Source organism: Pandoraea commovens (genome assembly GCF_024704525.1).
GTDB classification, from domain to species: domain Bacteria; phylum Pseudomonadota; class Gammaproteobacteria; order Burkholderiales; family Burkholderiaceae; genus Pandoraea; species Pandoraea commovens.
On record NZ_CP102780.1, the window covers coordinates 918,777 to 933,781 of the forward strand.

Annotated in this window: 15 protein-coding genes; 9 read left to right on the plus strand and 6 right to left on the minus strand. The window is 63.0% G+C overall.

Annotation, left to right across the window (positions count from 1 at the left end; genetic code table 11):
* Positions 1-10 precede the first annotated feature (10 nt).
* The 4 genes from NTU39_RS04545 to NTU39_RS04560 form a co-directional block, all read right to left on the minus strand.
* Positions 11-424 carry a putative quinol monooxygenase gene (locus NTU39_RS04545; protein ID WP_150665539.1) on the minus strand — a complete coding sequence of 138 codons (414 nt, stop codon included), beginning with the start codon at positions 422-424 and terminating at the stop codon, positions 11-13.
* Between the two features lie 143 nt (positions 425-567).
* Entirely contained in the window at positions 568-951 is a 384-nt protein-coding gene (locus NTU39_RS04550; protein WP_150665540.1) for a nuclear transport factor 2 family protein, read from the minus strand.
* A gap of 77 nt (positions 952-1,028) precedes the next feature.
* Positions 1,029-1,997, minus strand: a complete 969-nt coding sequence (locus NTU39_RS04555) for an alpha/beta hydrolase (RefSeq protein ID WP_150665541.1) — start codon at positions 1,995-1,997, stop codon at positions 1,029-1,031.
* Between the two features lie 154 nt (positions 1,998-2,151).
* Positions 2,152-3,069, minus strand: coding sequence for a LysR family transcriptional regulator (locus NTU39_RS04560; RefSeq protein ID WP_257959324.1), 918 nt, complete (start codon positions 3,067-3,069; stop codon positions 2,152-2,154).
* Positions 3,070-3,229: 160 nt separating this feature from the next.
* Between NTU39_RS04560 and NTU39_RS04565 the strand changes: the two genes are divergently transcribed.
* Both NTU39_RS04565 and NTU39_RS04570 read left to right on the plus strand, forming a co-directional pair.
* Positions 3,230-3,994, plus strand: a complete 765-nt coding sequence (locus tag NTU39_RS04565; RefSeq protein WP_257959325.1) for an SDR family NAD(P)-dependent oxidoreductase — start codon at positions 3,230-3,232, stop codon at positions 3,992-3,994.
* Between the two features lie 69 nt (positions 3,995-4,063).
* Positions 4,064-4,780 carry a pirin family protein gene (locus tag NTU39_RS04570; RefSeq protein WP_150665544.1) on the plus strand — a complete coding sequence of 239 codons (717 nt, stop codon included), beginning with the start codon at positions 4,064-4,066 and terminating at the stop codon, positions 4,778-4,780.
* Between the two features lie 784 nt (positions 4,781-5,564).
* Here NTU39_RS04570 and NTU39_RS04575 read toward each other — a convergent pair.
* Positions 5,565-6,197: a TetR/AcrR family transcriptional regulator gene (locus NTU39_RS04575; RefSeq protein ID WP_150665545.1), complete on the minus strand. Its 633-nt coding sequence runs from the start codon at positions 6,195-6,197 to the stop codon at positions 5,565-5,567.
* 146 nt (positions 6,198-6,343) lie between these two features.
* Between NTU39_RS04575 and NTU39_RS04580 the strand changes: the two genes are divergently transcribed.
* From NTU39_RS04580 to NTU39_RS04595, 4 genes are all read left to right on the plus strand, one after another.
* Positions 6,344-7,237 (plus strand): NAD(P)/FAD-dependent oxidoreductase, encoded by an 894-nt coding sequence (locus NTU39_RS04580; protein WP_257959326.1) that lies wholly within the window; start codon positions 6,344-6,346, stop codon positions 7,235-7,237.
* A gap of 96 nt (positions 7,238-7,333) precedes the next feature.
* On the plus strand, positions 7,334-8,197 hold the full coding sequence (locus NTU39_RS04585) for a class I SAM-dependent methyltransferase (protein ID WP_257959327.1): 864 nt from the start codon (positions 7,334-7,336) through the stop codon (positions 8,195-8,197).
* Positions 8,198-8,510: 313 nt separating this feature from the next.
* Positions 8,511-10,112 (plus strand): MDR family MFS transporter, encoded by a 1,602-nt coding sequence (locus tag NTU39_RS04590; protein ID WP_150665548.1) that lies wholly within the window; start codon positions 8,511-8,513, stop codon positions 10,110-10,112.
* 4 nt (positions 10,113-10,116) lie between these two features.
* On the plus strand, positions 10,117-10,650 hold the full coding sequence (locus NTU39_RS04595; protein ID WP_257959328.1) for a MarR family winged helix-turn-helix transcriptional regulator: 534 nt from the start codon (positions 10,117-10,119) through the stop codon (positions 10,648-10,650).
* Positions 10,651-10,746: 96 nt separating this feature from the next.
* Here NTU39_RS04595 and NTU39_RS04600 read toward each other — a convergent pair whose 3' ends face one another.
* Complete coding sequence (locus NTU39_RS04600) at positions 10,747-12,018, minus strand: amino acid deaminase (protein WP_257959329.1); 1,272 nt, start codon at positions 12,016-12,018, stop codon at positions 10,747-10,749.
* A 141-nt stretch (positions 12,019-12,159) separates the two neighbouring features.
* Here NTU39_RS04600 and NTU39_RS04605 point away from each other — a divergent pair, with 141 nt between their 5' ends.
* Genes NTU39_RS04605 through NTU39_RS04615 form a run of 3 tightly spaced genes read left to right on the plus strand, consistent with a single transcriptional unit; the run spans position 12,160 to position 14,988 of the window.
* Entirely contained in the window at positions 12,160-13,041 is an 882-nt protein-coding gene (locus NTU39_RS04605) for a MurR/RpiR family transcriptional regulator (protein ID WP_150665551.1), read from the plus strand.
* Positions 13,042-13,043: 2 nt separating this feature from the next.
* Entirely contained in the window at positions 13,044-14,543 is a 1,500-nt protein-coding gene (locus tag NTU39_RS04610) for an N-acyl-D-amino-acid deacylase family protein (RefSeq protein ID WP_257959330.1), read from the plus strand.
* Positions 14,544-14,601: 58 nt separating this feature from the next.
* Positions 14,602-14,988: a RidA family protein gene (locus NTU39_RS04615; protein ID WP_150665610.1), complete on the plus strand. Its 387-nt coding sequence runs from the start codon at positions 14,602-14,604 to the stop codon at positions 14,986-14,988.
* The last annotated feature ends 17 nt before the right edge of the window (positions 14,989-15,005 follow it).

Below are 15,005 nucleotides of genomic sequence, written 5' to 3' on the forward strand. Positions count from 1 at the left end.
GAGATTGCGCTCAAGCGACTTTTTCTCGGGGGTCGTCGATGATTTGACGCGCGATTTCATATCGCACGCCTTGGCGATCGAGAATCCGGACGTGCTTTACCACCGTCGCCAACGCAGTGAGGAATGAGCTGGCGTTCTCGTGATACTCGTACGCCTCCTGATCTGCCCAACCTTCGACCAGGTGAAAGAGGTTCTCGTCCGTCAGGTCGGCGGCAAAGGCGTAATAGATGCAGCCCGGCATCTGCCGTGCGGCGGTCATTTCGGGAATGACGGCATCGACAAATGTTTGGCGATCGGCGGGATCAACCCGGTAGTAGGCCGTGACAACGATGGCCGTAGCCAGATTCTTGTCATGGTCTGCCGGAGATTGCCCGTGATCGGGAAACTGTGCGCTGTAATCGCTGGTGTTGGCGTTCGTATTCATGAGTTGGTTTGATATCGAAATTTGCGAAACCGCTGGAATTTCACGCACCGCTTGCCAGGTGCCTTATATCGCTCCGGCAAGCGGTGGTCCTTGATGCATCGTCGGGAACGGGGCCGTTCAACGACACTGCGTCGAAGCTACATTCAATTGGCAGAGAACGCCGCCGCAGCAGCGGCGGTATCGAGCGCTTCGCGCAGCAGTGCGATCTTCCCGTCGCGCGCCACAAGCCGGCCCGCATACATCTGGCGATAAATCTTCCCCGTCGACGGCACTAGCGCCTCGACTTCATACTCGGCAAACACTTGCTCCGGCGTCTCGATCAAATACTGCACGTTGTGAAACTTGAAGTCGGGCACCTTCGCGAGCAAGCCCCCGATGAAGCGTTCGATCTGCTCAGGCCCCTGCGCACGAGCGGATTTCAGATACGGCAGTTCCAGCACGCCGTCGTCGGCAAACAGTGCGGCAGCAGCCTTGGGGTCGCTGATGGCGTCGAGGTAAGCGGCAAGCAGTTGGGTAGCGTTTTTCATGATGGGTTTCATCCGGTGATATGGCGTGGCAGAGAACGGCGCACTCGATGCGCCGTTCACGCAGTGTCGTCGTGCAGTTATTGAAGACGCGTCTTCAACTCGTTGGCCAACTGCTTCATCGCAGCGCGCGTCGGTGCATCACCGGCGAGTGCGTTCAGCAGCCCGAAGTCGTGGATCGTCCCGTTGTAGCGCGTAACCGTCACCTCGTTGCCCGCCAGATCGAGACGATGACCGTACGCCTCGCCTTCGTCGCGCAGCACGTCAAACTCCGCGGTCTGGATCAGCGCGGCCGGCAAGCCCTTGAGCGCATCGGCCGGCGCCCGCAGCGGCGAGGCATAGGCCTCATTGCGTTGCGCCTCATCGGTCGTGTAGGCATCCCAGAACCACTTCATCATGGCGCGGCTCAGGAAGTAGCCGTCCGGATAGGCGTTGTACGAACCGTTGTCGAACGTGTGATCCGTGACCGGCCACATCAGCCCCTGGAAGCGGATCGCCGGACCCTGGCGATGCTTCGCCAGCAGGCTGATCGCCGCCGCCATGTTCCCGCCGACGCTGTTGCCCACCACCGCCAGCCGGCTGCCATCGACACCGATTTCTGCGCCATTTGCCGCGACCCATTGCGTGGCCGCATATGCTTCGTTGATGGCGACCGGATAACGCGCTTCCGGCGACGGTGTGTAGTTGACGAACACGGCCGCGGCGCCCGATTGCACGACGAGATCGCGCACCAGACGCTCATGCGTCGGGTAGTCGCCGAGAATCCAGCCGCCACCGTGGAAGAACATGAACACCGGCAGCACGCCAACGGCCACTTGCGGCTTCACGATGGTCAGCGGCACCGTGATGCCGCCTTGGGTGATCGTGCGCTGCGTGACATCGATGCCCGACACGTCGACGGCAATGCCGCGTTGCGCACCAGCCAGCACTTCACGGGCCGCCGCCGGCGAAAGCGTTTCAAGGCCCGGGCCTTCGGCTTGGTTCAGGATGTCCAGCAGCGCGACGGTGGCGGCGTTCGGGGTAGCAACTTGCGAGTTTTGCGTGGTCATTTTCGTAGCTCCATTCGTTGGTTGTCAGGCTGCCCGGAGAAGTCGTGCAGTCGATGGAATGGAGAATACGGACCCGTCGAATTTTGCGAAATAGAAGTGTTTGTAACTTATCGTTGCATATTTGAAATGATGCTGCCGGCAGGGCGTGCGGCGGTCATTTCGGCCAGCGCCAGGTCGGCTCGCTCAGGTGTTCAGCGAAGAAGTCCGACAGTGCGCTCACCTTCGCCGGCCTCGCACGGGCTGATGGCGTGACGAAGTACAGGCCGCCCTTCGTCAGCGACCAGTCGGTGAGGATCGCTTCTAGTCGACCATCGCTCAGATACTCCCCCGCGATGAATTCCGGCAGCTCGGCGATCGCCAGCCCCTCCAGCAGCATCGGCAGCAGAGCATCCGAATTCGTCACACGCAGCGGGCCGGTCGGCATCACCGGTGCTTCGTCGCCAGCCTCATTGGTGAAACGCCACACGTCGCTGCGCGCGCGATACGCGTAGGACATGCACGGGCGGTCCACCAGGTCGTCCGGATGCGCCGGCCGTCCCTCGCGCGCCAGATAGGCGGGCGACGCCACCACGTATTGCGTGACTGCACACAGGCGACGTGCGACCAGCGACGAATCGGGCAGGGCGGCTATCCGCAGCGCCGCGTCGAACCCGTCAGCCACCAGATCGACGGTAGAGTCCGCCAGATGCAGATCGACCTGCACGTCGGGATAGCGGCGGAAGAACGCCGGCATCAGCGGTGCGACCCAGCGCAGGCCAAACGACATCGGCACGGCAAGCCGTACGAGCCCACGCGGCTGCACCGACAACTCGCGCGCCGCACCTTCGGCGGCCTCGGCCTGACGATAGATCTCGCCGGCCTTCTCGCACAGCGTCCGGCCGAACTCGGTCAGCGCGAGCTGGCGCGACGTGCGATTGAGCAGTCTCGCGCCCAGTCGATCCTCCAGACGCGCCACGCCACGCGACACGGTCGCGACCGATACCCCCATCTCGCGCGCGGCCGCCGCGAACGAGCCCTCCTCTGCGACCTTGGCAAACATCGCGAGTCCTTCGAAATCAGGCAGCTTCGACATGGTCACCCATCATTTCAAATTTGCAACGTTGATTTGCGATGCATTCTATTTCGAAAACATCGGCACGTCGATATTCTCCACACATCGCAGCACACAACCCGCAGCGAACGCCGAATTCCGGCGCAAACCGAACGACTCAACCGCATACAGGAGTGACACCATGAACCGCAAACTCGACAACAAGATCGCACTCGTCACCGGCGCCACCAGTGGCATTGGCCTGGCCACCGCGCAACGCTTCGCCGCCGAAGGCGCCCACGTCTATCTGACCGGCCGCCGTCAGGCGGAACTCGACGCGGCCGTCGCGTCGATCCGTGAAGTCGGCGGCAAGGCCACCGGTCTTCGCGTCGACTCGACGAAACTGGAAGAACTCGATTCGCTGTACAAGCAAATCGGCGAAGCCCACGGCCGTCTCGACGTGTTGTTTGCCAACGCTGGCGGCGGCTCAATGCTCGCACTCGGCGACATCACCGAGGCGCACTTCGATGAGACGTTCGACCGTAATGTAAAGGCCGTGCTGTTCACTGTTCAGAAGGCGCTGCCGTTGCTGGCAGACGGTGCATCGGTGATCCTGACAGGATCGACGGCTGGCAGCTCGGGTACTGCGGCGTTCAGTGTGTACTCGGCCTCGAAGGCAGCGGTGCGCGCGTTTGCCCGCAGCTGGATTCTTGACCTGAAGTCGCGCCGCATCCGCGTGAACACGATCAGCCCGGGCGCGACCCGCACTCCCGGTCTGCTCGACCTCGCAGGCGACGACGCAGCGCAACGTCAGGGGTTGGCCGACTACCTTGCCGCACAGATCCCGCTGGCGCGTCTCGGCGAAGCGACGGAAGTCGCCAGCGCAGCGCTGTTCCTCGCGTCCGACGACGCCAGCTTCGTGAACGGCGCGGAACTGTTCGTCGACGGCGGTCAACAGCAAATCTAAGCCGAGCAGGCATCGAAGCCGGCTGCCCATCTGGCGTGGCGCAGCCGGCTGTCTTGGGAGTCCGCAATCATGATTGAACATCGCCCCTTTACGTCATTGGGCGCCTTGTCTACCGATTGGCTGAAAGCGCGCTTGCACTTTCGCGTCGGCAATATCGGGCAACTCGCGCATCGGCCGATGGGGCCACTGGTCGTCTGGAATGACGACGAGTTTGCGCCGCACTCGGGCTTCGGGTTGCACCCGCATCGCGACATCGAAATCGTGACGTGGGTCCGCGCGGGCGCCATCACGCACGAGGACGACACCGGTAATCGCGCGCGCCTCGTGGCCGAAAGCGTGCAGGCCATGCATGCCGGCACGGGCATTCATCACGCCGAGCGCAATGACGAAGACGTGCCGGCTCGGCTGTTCCAGATCTGGCTGCAACCGCGTGCGCCTGGCGGCGCGCCGTCGTGGACCACCGGAAGCTGCTCGCCGGCGCGACGCGACGGCCGCTTCGTCACCCTCGCGAGCGGAGACCCTGCTGATGTACGCGCCGGGGCGTTGCCGATCGACGCCGATGCCCGCGTCAGGATTGCGACGTTGCGCGAAGGCACCACGGCACACGTGGCGTTGGAGGTAGCGCAAGCCGCCTATTTCGTGAGCGACCACGGCCGACTCGACATTGGCGGGATACGGCTGGAGCCACGCGACGGCGCACTGGTGACCGGCGAGTCCGAAGTGTCGGTCACCGCGCTTGACGATACCGACGTTGTGGTGGTTCAGTTACTTGACGAGCGTCGGTGAGACAAATCGACGCGACCCAGCGATGCGCCATCAGGGCGTATTGCCGGGTCTCGGACATTCGACGCCATTTGAAGTCTCGTCCGGATCGCCCAAATTTATCGGAGCTTTAGCGGTGGCTTCTGCCAGGTGAGTTTGCTCTTGTTCCCAGGCATACGACCAAATCGGAACTCATCAAGGCTGCGATTGCGTTTCTCGATTGGGAAAAGCCATGGACATTTGCTTCTACTGTTTTAGAGCAACTCGCAGATGAGAGTCATCCAAGCGCGAATCATCCGAGATCTCGGTGTCGACGTGGAGCGTCCCTTCTTGGCCGAAAGCGGTCGTAACGCTTTGACCGCTACATGACCCGTGCCCGGCAGTGTGGCCTACGGGTCACCCCCGACCCCGCTACGCCTTTACCGTTTTTATTGCTATTAGCAGCTGATATTAGTAATAAAAACGGTTACCACGACGCGTAGTAACTACTTGAAAACAATGGGATCGCTATTCCCCGTTCAAACGGTTACGGTCACGCCCCGGCGAGCGATCTGCGTAGTGCTGAGGAATAAAGTCGGTTACACAGATGATAACGAACGGCGATTTTCGACCCTTCTCTGTCGTTCCACTCAGGCCGCAGTAGCGACCGCTATCGTGTGAAAGCGGCCTCTGCCTGCCTGCGCGGGCGGCTTTTGCGCTCATGCAATGAGACTAGCCCATCAGCCGTCCACGCATCATCCATAGGTTGCTCGGGGCGAACAGCGTATGCAATTGCTGCGTGTTCTTCAGCGGCCGCGAGAGCGCGCCTTTAGGCGCCACCGTGCGCAGCGATGAACAGGGCGACGGCCGACCGGCAATAGGATTCGATTTCGTTGTCGTCCTCTGCTCTCGCCTCATCGAAGCGTGCGATCAGCAGCAGATCCGATCCTTTGAAAAGCGCGGCAAACAAGCGGGCGGACAGGTGCGCGTCGGGCACGTTCAGCATCCCTTTCGCGTGCAACTGACGCAACACAGCCTCGATTTGGGAGATGACATAGGCAGGCCCAGCTTCGTAATGGAGCTTGCTTAACGACGGTTGATTCGTCTTGTCGGCCAACACCATGGCTTCGACACTTCGAGCGCCCTGGCTCAACAGCGTACGGAGCAGGGAGGCCCCGACCGCCATGAGTTGATCTTCGGCCGAACCGTCGACGCCTTCAGAAAGGGCCTGCGGTGCAAATTGGTGGCAATGGGCCACCATGGCCGCGCTGAACAGCGCCTCCTTGTTCTCGAAGTGCCGATAGATGCTCAGCTTGGAAATCTTCGCCCGCTGGGCGACCTTGTCCATCGTCGTCGCTTGAAAACCCAATTCCACAAAGAGTTCGCAGGCCGCGTCGACGATCGTTTGGCGAAGCGCCTCGTTGGCGGGCCGGCCGCGCCGGCCCTGGCTGTTTTCGGTCACGATAATTCCAGTACTTGACAGTATTCAAATTGATTAATACGATACCATCCAGTATCGCAATGTGCAAGCCAAGGGCAGGTTTCAACCGGTCGTCCAGATCCGGTGTCCCCGGCCCACTCCTCATTCACAACCCGGAGCCCATCACCATGAACGACGTCATCATCATTGGCGGCAGCTTTGCCGGCCTCGCCGCCGCCCTGCAACTCGGCCGTGCCCGCCGCAAGGTCACCGTTCTCGATACGGGCCGGCCGCGCAACCGCTTTGCCGGCCACTCGCATGGCCTGCTCGGCCACGACCACAAGCCGCCGCTGGACATCCTGGCCGAGGCGCGGCAGCAGCTGGCGCGTTATCCAACGATCAGCCTCGTCAATGCCCGGGCCGAGAGCGTGTCTGGCGCCATCGACGATTTCTGCGTTGTCACTGACGATCACGAAAGCCTGAGGGCGCGCCGCGTGATCCTGAGCTATGGTGTCGCCGACCAGATGCCTGATGTGCCGGGCTTTGCCGAAAGCTGGGGCACGTCCATCGTGCCGTGCCCGTATTGCGACGGCTTTGAAGTCGCTGGCCAGCATTGGGGCCTTGTCTGGTCCAGTCCGCAGTCGTATCAGTCTGCCAAGCTGTTCCGCGATTGGACTGACACGTTGACTGTCTTCGCCGATGGACATGACATCGCGCCCGATATCCAGGCCGATCTGGCACGCCGCAACATACCTCTCGTCGATGGCCGAATCGTCGAGATCGCCCACGAGAAGGGCCATATCACCACCGTCAATCTCGATACCGGCAGCAATGTCGCCGTTGACATCCTGTTCGCCAATCCGCGTAACAAGCCGTCCGCAAGCCTGCATGAATCACTGGGCCTCGCCACGCTCGATACGCCCACCGGCGTGGTCCTCAACGTCGACGACCGACGCCAAACCAGCATGCCCGGCATCTACGCCGTCGGCGACCTTGCCACGCCCTTCTTGCCGTCGGTCACCCAGGCATCCTCGCAGGGTGCGATGGCGGGCATCTTCGCCCAGCAATCGATGGTGGTTTGAGAGCACAGGTTCCTTTCTCCCGCTGCGTCGTCGCCTTCGAAAAGGTCGGCGTAGATCGGCGCGGTGAAAGGCAGACCGTCGAGTCAAGGAGATGACATGGCAAAGCAAAGTGCTGATCAGGTGGGTGACTGGAACGGTCAAAGCGGGGAGCGCTGGGTTGCCAACCAGGCCCGGCTCGACGCTCTGGTGTCGGTGTTCGGCCAGGCCGCGATCGAAGCCGCCGCGCCCGCGACGGGTGAGCGCGTGCTGGACATCGGCTGCGGCGCGGGCGCGTCGAGTCTGGCTCTGGCCGCCCGCGTCGGCGCGAGGGGGCAAGTGCTGGGCGTGGACATATCCGAACCGCTGATCGGCCAGGCGCGCGCGCTTGCGCGACCGGATACGCCGGCCCTGTTTCAGGTGGCCGACGCCAGCAGCGCAGAGCTGCCCGAGGGCGCGTTCGACATCCTGTTCTCGCGTTTCGGGGTGATGTTCTTCGACGATCCGACAGCGGCGTTCGCCCATATGCGACGCGCGCTCCGGCCGGTCGGTCGGGTCGCTTTCGTCTGCTGGCGCGGCGCGACCGAGAACGATTGGATGCGCCTGCCGGTTGGCGCGCTCAAGGGCATCCTCCCGCCGACCGCGCTGCCCAATCCCGAAGCGCCCGGCCCGTTTTCGTTCGGCGACCGGGAGCGCGTGGCAGGCATCCTGACGGCGGCCGGCTTTACCGATATCGCTATCTCGCCCTTCGACGCGGTCGTCCCATTCGGCGAGGGCGAAACGCGGGACGCTGCGATCGACGACGCAGTGAGGATGACGCTCGAGGTCGGCCCACTGTCGCGTGCGCTCGCTGATCAGCCCGACGACATCCGCGCGCGCGCCTCGGCCGCAGTTAGTGCCGCCTTTGCGAGCCTTCCCGGCGAGCGGTCGGTGATGATCAACGGCGCCGCGTGGATCGTCATGGCACGCAATCCGGCGAGCTGAGAGGTTAAGTCGACCAATGTGTCAGAACCAGCAACTCCTCGTGTCTCGGGGAGGGGTCTACTTTGAGCGCCGAACGGCCGGAACGCGGCGCTGATTGGCCATTGAGGGCGAAAAGAGCAGTGGCTCTTGATGGCCGAAAGCGGTCGTAACACTTTGCCGCTATATGACCCGTGCCCGGCAGTGTGGCCTACGGGTCACCCCCGACCCCGGTACGCCTTTACCGTTTTTATTGCTATTAGCAGCTCGTCCAAATCCCCTACGCACCAAACGTGCTAGAATCGTTGACTGATCAAACATTGATCCGTCCAAAAAAATGGCTCCCAGTCCTAGCACCCCGCACTCGGCGGGGCAGGTGTTGCCCTTCCGACAGTCGCTCGTGGCGATGCTCGGCCTTTGTTTCTGCACGATGATGGTGGCGCTCGACCAGACAGTGGTCGGGACCGCACTGCCGACCATCGTCGCGGAACTCAAGGGGTTCGAGTACTACGCGTGGGTCGCAACGTCGTATCTCCTCACCTCCGTCATCACCGTCCCCATCTTCGGACGCCTCGGCGATTTCTACGGCCGCAAGCGCTTCGTCATGGCGGCGATCATCGTCTTTACAGCCGCGTCGGTCCTCTGCGGTGCGGCGAACAGCATGCCGTTCCTCGTCTTGGCCCGCGCCCTGCAGGGCATCGGCGGAGGTATGCTCGTCGGGACCGCGTTCGCGTGTGTCCCCGAACTGTTCCCCGATCCTCACGTGCGTCTACGCTGGCAGGTCATGCTCAGCTCCGCTTTCGGCATTGCGAACGCCATTGGCCCTTCGCTCGGTGGCTTTCTCACCGAAGCCTACGGCTGGCGTTCGGTCTTCTACGTCAATCTACCCGTCGGTTTGCTCGGCATCTGGTTCATCGGACGCCACCTGCCGCAAATGCGTGCCGAAGAACACAGCAAAGCCAGTATCGACTGGCTCGGCGCCGTGCTCATCACCGCAGCGCTCGGTAGCTTGCAGATGCTCGTCGAATGGCTGCCTGCCGACGGTCTCTCGCGCGGCGTGGTGACGCTGGCTGTCGTGCTGGTCGTCTCGTCGCTCGCGCTCTATCGGTGGGAGCAGCGCACCTCGCATCCGATCCTGCCGTTCGAGATGTTCCGTGACAAATCGCTCGCGCCGCTTTTCGTGCTGTCCGTCTTTGCGGGCTTTTCGATGTTCGGGCTGCTGTTCTATGCGCCGTTGCTGCTGCAAGGCGGCTTCGGACTCTCGCCGCGCGAAACCGGTTTGCTCATCACGCCGCTGGTCGTGTGTATCACCGTGGGAAGCATCGTGAACGGGCGTCTGATTACCCGTCTGCGGAATCCGAACGTAATGTTGTACGGCGGCTTCCTGCTGCTTGCGCTGGCCTGTGCAGGCATCATCACTACGCATCGCGGTACCTCGCATCTGCTGATCGCCGCCTACATGTTCCTTGCGGGTCTCGGCCTCGGTTTCGTGATGCCGAACCTGACGGTCTTCGCACAGGAGGTCGCCGGGCGTGCGCACCTCGGCATCGCCACCGCACTGATGCAGTCGCTGCGCATGATCGGTGGGATGCTCGGCACGGCCATCGTCGGCACGCTGGTGAATCACAGCTATACGGCACGCGTCACCGATGCGCTGGCGGCTAACGAAGGCACGCGTTTCACGTCGCAGCTCTCCGATCCGCAGATCCTCGTGAACGCTACCGCGCAAAGCGACTTCCTGATGACGCTCGCGCACATGGGCCAGAACGGCGCGCTGTTTATCGAATCGGCGCGCACGTCGCTCGTCGCCGCCATTCACAATGGCCAGATGGTGTCGCTCGCGGCGGCGCTTGCCGGGTTGTGGTTTGTGCGACGCGTGCCGCTCATTCGTCTGACGCGCGGCGCGAAGACGCAACCGCAGCCGCCAGCCGGGGAGTGACGCGATGCCGACCGCTTTGAAACGTAACGTCATTCAGCAACTGAGTCTGACCTACCGCGCGATGATGCTCGCCTTCGACGCGCAGGTCGGACATCCGCTGCCGCGCTGGCGCATCATTCTCTCGCTGGCCGAACGCGGCACCTGCTCGCAGAAGTTTCTTGCGGAGCATTGCCGACTCGACCCGGCGTCGCTCACGCGTCAACTTCAATCGATGGAAGCGCTCGGCTGGCTGTCGCGCGCGACCGACCCCGACGACAATCGTCTGACGAACGTCACGCTGACGGAAGCGGGCATGGCCGTGCACGACGAGGCGACGCCGCGCCGTCAGGCTTTCTTCGACGACACGCTCGAAGGCATGACGCCGGATGAGATCGCCACGCTGGAGAGCGCGCTCGTGCATCTGGAGGCGCAGTTCAAGTCGGTGGCGTCCAGAGCGAAATCGGGCGCTGCTGCACCTGCCGGATCGAACGCGGCGAGCGCTGCGAACGCCACGGACACCACGCCTGCAAGAAAGCGTGCTTCCAAAAACGCGTCATAGGTCGCTCGCCCCGGCGGATGTCGACCACAAAAAAGCCGCTTCGAATTCGAAGCGGCTTTTTCCTTGCTGTGTTCAGGACGAACGGTGTGACGACGATCAGAAGAACGTCTGCACGATCTCCACGACGTTGTAATCGCCGTCGACGACCGGCAGGTGACGCCACTTGTCGAACGTCAGGCACGGGTGCGAGATGTCGAACGCAATCATGTCGCCCACGCGGATGTCGTCGCCCGGCGCAATGCGCAGATAGGCGTGCTGGTCCATCATGCCGGTGACCTCCCAGTGCTCGGGCGTCGCCTTCGGCGACTTGCTCTCGCCCGGACGGAACTGCTGTGCGGGTTCCGGCATGCCTGCGTCGAACGCGGCGTCGCGCTTGCCCAGCGCAATGATGGCGCGCTCGGGTTCGGGAATCGATTGCACGTACGCCCACAGTTGCAGCGCCGGCTGCAGTTGCGAGCGCATCTGCTTCGCGATGGGGTTGCGCGTCGCGATCTGTGCCTGCGCCGCCTTGTAAATGCCCACGTCGTGCGTGAGATAGCAACCGGGACGCAGGACTACGTCCAGCGGTGCGCCCACGTCCTTGTGCGCAAATTCGTCCGCGACCACGTCGTACCACGCCGAGCCCGCACCCGAGAGCACCGCCGGGTTGCGCTCGACGCGACCCGCTGCGACCAGTTCGCGCGTGATGCTCACGGCGCGTTGCAGGAAGGCGCGGATATCGGCTTCCGTGCTCAGCACGCCTTCGTAGACTTCCACGCCCGCCAGTTTGACGGCGTCGTGATACTGCGTGAGTGCGTCGAGCACGGCTTGCTGCTGCGCAGCGTCGCGCACGCCCGTGCGACCACCCGTCACGCCGAGTTCGATCAATACCTGAATCGTCTGACCACGCGTGCGGAAGAACTCGCCCAGATGTGCCACCGCAGCAGCCGAGTCCACCAGGCAGAAGAATTCGAAGTCGGGATCCTTCAGCAGGTCGGCAATCATCGTCTTGTTGCGTTTGCCGACGAGCTGGTTCGCCATGAGTACGCGTCGCACGCCGTGATGGTAGGCCGCGTACGTCTGCTGTGCCGTGGCGAGCGTGATGCCCCATGCGCCACCATCCAACTGGCGACGGAACAGCTTCGGGGCCATCGTCGTCTTGCCGTGCGGGGCGAGCTTCACGCCATATTCGTGCACGAAGCGCTGCATCCACGCGAGGTTGTGACGAATCTTGTCCTCGTAGAGCACCGCCGTCGGCAGGCTCAGGTCTTCGTTCAGCAGATTCCAGCCAAGACCGGTCGTGTTGGAGGGCGCGAGCGGCGCGTCCAGCGCACCCAGACCCTTGTTGAGGGTATCGATCATACCGTGCTGATAGTTTGTATCACTCATTCCCATATCTCCTCATGTCTGTGCGCTGAAAGCTGCTGGATGGCTTCTATAATAGCGTTTAATTACCAGCGTTTGACAGTTTTGTTATAAAGTAACAAATATTGGGCGTCCGACCGTTGAGACGCCGCACAGACCGGATATATGGCCGAAACCTTCGATATCGTGACCCGCGTCGCCGAACGCAGCGACGCCCTGAGTCAGGCAGAACGCAAAGTCGCGCAGGTCGTGCTGGAAGACGTGGCGGGCGCTGCCGCAGCGTCGATCAACGTGCTTGCCGAGCGCGCTGGCGTGAGCGAGGCGAGCGTGACCCGCTTCGCCAAGGCGATGGGTTGCCGCGACGTGCGCGACCTCAAGCTGCGACTGGCGCAGGCGGCGGTCGTCGGCCAGCGCTTTCTCGGCGCGAGTGCGGCCAGCGGGCAAGACGGTGGCGGCGAGACCATCGACCGGATTGCCGACGATATTCAGACGACGTTGCAGGTGCATCGCGGACTCATCAAGCCCGATACCGTGCGACGTGCCGCCACGCGACTGCTCTCGGCGCGCATGGTGTACGCGTTCGGGATGGGTGGCGGGTCGTCGCTGCTGGCCGACGAGGCGCGCTACCGTCTTGTGCGTCTGGGCCGCCCGGTCGCCAGCTATCAGGACGCCGTGCTGGCTCGCATGGTCGCGGGTACGCTCGGACGCGACGACGTCGTACTCGCCTTCTCGGTGAGCGGTCACACGCCGGAGCTGTTATCTGCCTGCGAAATTGCGCGCGAATACGGGGCGCAGGTCGTGGCCGTCACCGCGACGGGGTCGCCGCTGGCAGCGCTCGCCGACGAGGTGTTGCCGATCCGCGCGCTGGAAACCGATTTCATTTTCAAACCGTCGTCGTCGCGTTACGCGATGCTGCTTGCCATGGACGTGCTGGCTACGGAACTGGCGCTGCTCGCCAAGCCGCAGAGTCAGGCGCTGTTGCGACGAATCAAATATGTGCTCGACACACATCGGGGCGGCGGCGATCGCCAGCCTCTGGGAGACTGACCATGACTGACCGCACCGAAAATCTTGCCGATCGCACGGTCGATACGCTGATCACCGACGTTCGTCTGGCGGACGGCTCCGGCGCACCCATGACGGACGACCGTTTCGACGTGGCGTTGCGCGGCGGCCGCATTCACGCGATTGCGCCAGCGGGGGAGCGCTCGGGCTGGCAGGCGAAGCAAGTCGTCGCAGGCAACGGCAACGTGCTGAGCCCCGGCTTCATCGACGTCCATACGCACGATGACACCAACGTCGTGCGCGCGCCGGAAATGACGCCGAAGCTGTCGCAAGGTGTGACGACGGTCGTCGTCGGCAACTGCGGCATCAGCGCGTCGCCGGTCACGCTCAAAGGCGATCCGCCCGATCCGATGAACTTGCTGGGCGAGGCGAGTGCATTCCAGTACCCGACCTTCGCGGCCTATGTCGAAGCGCTGGAAAAGGCGCAACCGTCGATCAATGTGGCGGCGCTGATCGGCCACACTGCGCTGCGCAACAACCATATGGATCGTCTCGACCGCCCGGCGACGGAAGCCGAAATCGAAGGCATGCGCGCGCAACTGCGCGAAGCGCTGGACAACGGCGCGCTGGGCTTGTCGACGGGACTGGCCTACGCGAACGCGAATGCCGCACCGACCGAGGAAGTGCTCGCGCTGGCCGAACCGCTGGCTGAGGCGGGCGGTCTTTATGCGACGCACTTGCGCACCGAATTCGCCGAGATTCTCGAAGCGCTCGACGAAGCCTTCCGCATCGGACGTCATGCGCGCGTGCCGGTGGTCGTCTCGCATCTGAAGTGTGCGGGCGTCGACAACTGGGGACGCAGCACCGAAATTCTCGAAGCACTCGACAAGGCACAGCGCTTTCAGCCGGTCGGCTGCGACTGCTATCCATACACGGCGAGTTCGTCGACGCTCGATCTCAAGCAGGTCACCGACGACTTCGACATTCTCGTTACGTGGTCCCAGTCGCATCCCGATCAGGGCGGCAAGCTGCTCGCGACGATTGCTGCCGACTGGGGCGTCGATCTGATGGAAGCGGCGAAGCGTCTGCAACCGGCAGGCGCCGTGTATCACTGCATGGAAGAAGACGACGTGCGCCGCATTCTGAGTCACCCGGCGACGGTGGTCGGCTCGGACGGGCTGCCTAACGACCCTCTGCCGCATCCGCGTCTATGGGGTGCGTTCCCGCGCGTGCTGGGACGTTACAGCCGCGAGCAGTCACTTTTCCCGCTGGCGGAAGCCGTCCACAAGATGACGGGGCTTTCCGCCGAGCGTTTCGGTCTGAGCGAGCGTGGACTTGTGCGTGAAGGGTATTGGGCCGACCTGGTGTTGTTCGATCCGGCGACCGTGGCCGATGCCGCGACGTTTACCGATCCGATGCAACCCGCGTATGGCATTTCGGCGGTGTGGGTCAACGGTGTGCTCTCGTGGCAGGACCGCGCACCGACGCAGAACGCGCGTGCCGGACGCTTTGTGCGTCGCGGCACGCCGCAGCCGGTGCTTTGAACTGTTGTTCTGAGCCGGTGTTGTTGAAAACGATTCGTTGAAAGGAGCGATGATGAGCATCAAACGATATGGCGTGGAAGGCGGGCAGGGCACTGGCGGCCAGCGCATGCCCTTTGCACGCGCGACCGAAGCCGACGGCTTCCTGTTCGTCTCGGGACAGACCCCGATGAAAGACGGCGAAGTGATCGACGGGGGCATCGTCGCCCAGTCGCATCAGGCGATCCAGAACATGATCGCGATTCTGACCGAGGCCGGTTACGGCACCGAACATGTCATGCGCATCGGCGTGTGGCTGGACGACCCGCGTGACTTCGCGTCGTTCAACAAGGTGTTCAAGGAGTACTTCGGGGATCATCCGCCCGCCCGCGCTTGCGTGGTGTCGAGCATGGTCATCGACTGCAAGGTGGAAGTGGATTGCGTGGCGTACAAGAAGCCGGTTGCGTAAGTCGCCGCTGCCTGACT

What these genes read in the sequence shown, in the direction of transcription:
- NTU39_RS04545 (WP_150665539.1), bottom strand. Translation starts at nt 424, where the DNA reads ATGAATACGAACGCCAACACCAGCGATTACAGCGCACAGTTTCCCGAT.
- NTU39_RS04550 (WP_150665540.1), bottom strand. Translation starts at nt 951, where the DNA reads ATGAAAAACGCTACCCAACTGCTTGCCGCTTACCTCGACGCCATCAGC.
- NTU39_RS04555 (WP_150665541.1), bottom strand. Translation starts at nt 1,997, where the DNA reads ATGACCACGCAAAACTCGCAAGTTGCTACCCCGAACGCCGCCACCGTC.
- NTU39_RS04560 (WP_257959324.1), bottom strand. Translation starts at nt 3,069, where the DNA reads ATGTCGAAGCTGCCTGATTTCGAAGGACTCGCGATGTTTGCCAAGGTC.
- NTU39_RS04565 (WP_257959325.1), top strand. Translation starts at nt 3,230, where the DNA reads ATGAACCGCAAACTCGACAACAAGATCGCACTCGTCACCGGCGCCACC.
- NTU39_RS04570 (WP_150665544.1), top strand. Translation starts at nt 4,064, where the DNA reads ATGATTGAACATCGCCCCTTTACGTCATTGGGCGCCTTGTCTACCGAT.
- NTU39_RS04580 (WP_257959326.1), top strand. Translation starts at nt 6,344, where the DNA reads ATGAACGACGTCATCATCATTGGCGGCAGCTTTGCCGGCCTCGCCGCC.
- NTU39_RS04585 (WP_257959327.1), top strand. Translation starts at nt 7,334, where the DNA reads ATGGCAAAGCAAAGTGCTGATCAGGTGGGTGACTGGAACGGTCAAAGC.
- NTU39_RS04590 (WP_150665548.1), top strand. Translation starts at nt 8,511, where the DNA reads ATGGCTCCCAGTCCTAGCACCCCGCACTCGGCGGGGCAGGTGTTGCCC.
- NTU39_RS04595 (WP_257959328.1), top strand. Translation starts at nt 10,117, where the DNA reads ATGCCGACCGCTTTGAAACGTAACGTCATTCAGCAACTGAGTCTGACC.
- NTU39_RS04600 (WP_257959329.1), bottom strand. Translation starts at nt 12,018, where the DNA reads ATGAGTGATACAAACTATCAGCACGGTATGATCGATACCCTCAACAAG.
- NTU39_RS04605 (WP_150665551.1), top strand. Translation starts at nt 12,160, where the DNA reads ATGGCCGAAACCTTCGATATCGTGACCCGCGTCGCCGAACGCAGCGAC.
- NTU39_RS04610 (WP_257959330.1), top strand. Translation starts at nt 13,044, where the DNA reads ATGACTGACCGCACCGAAAATCTTGCCGATCGCACGGTCGATACGCTG.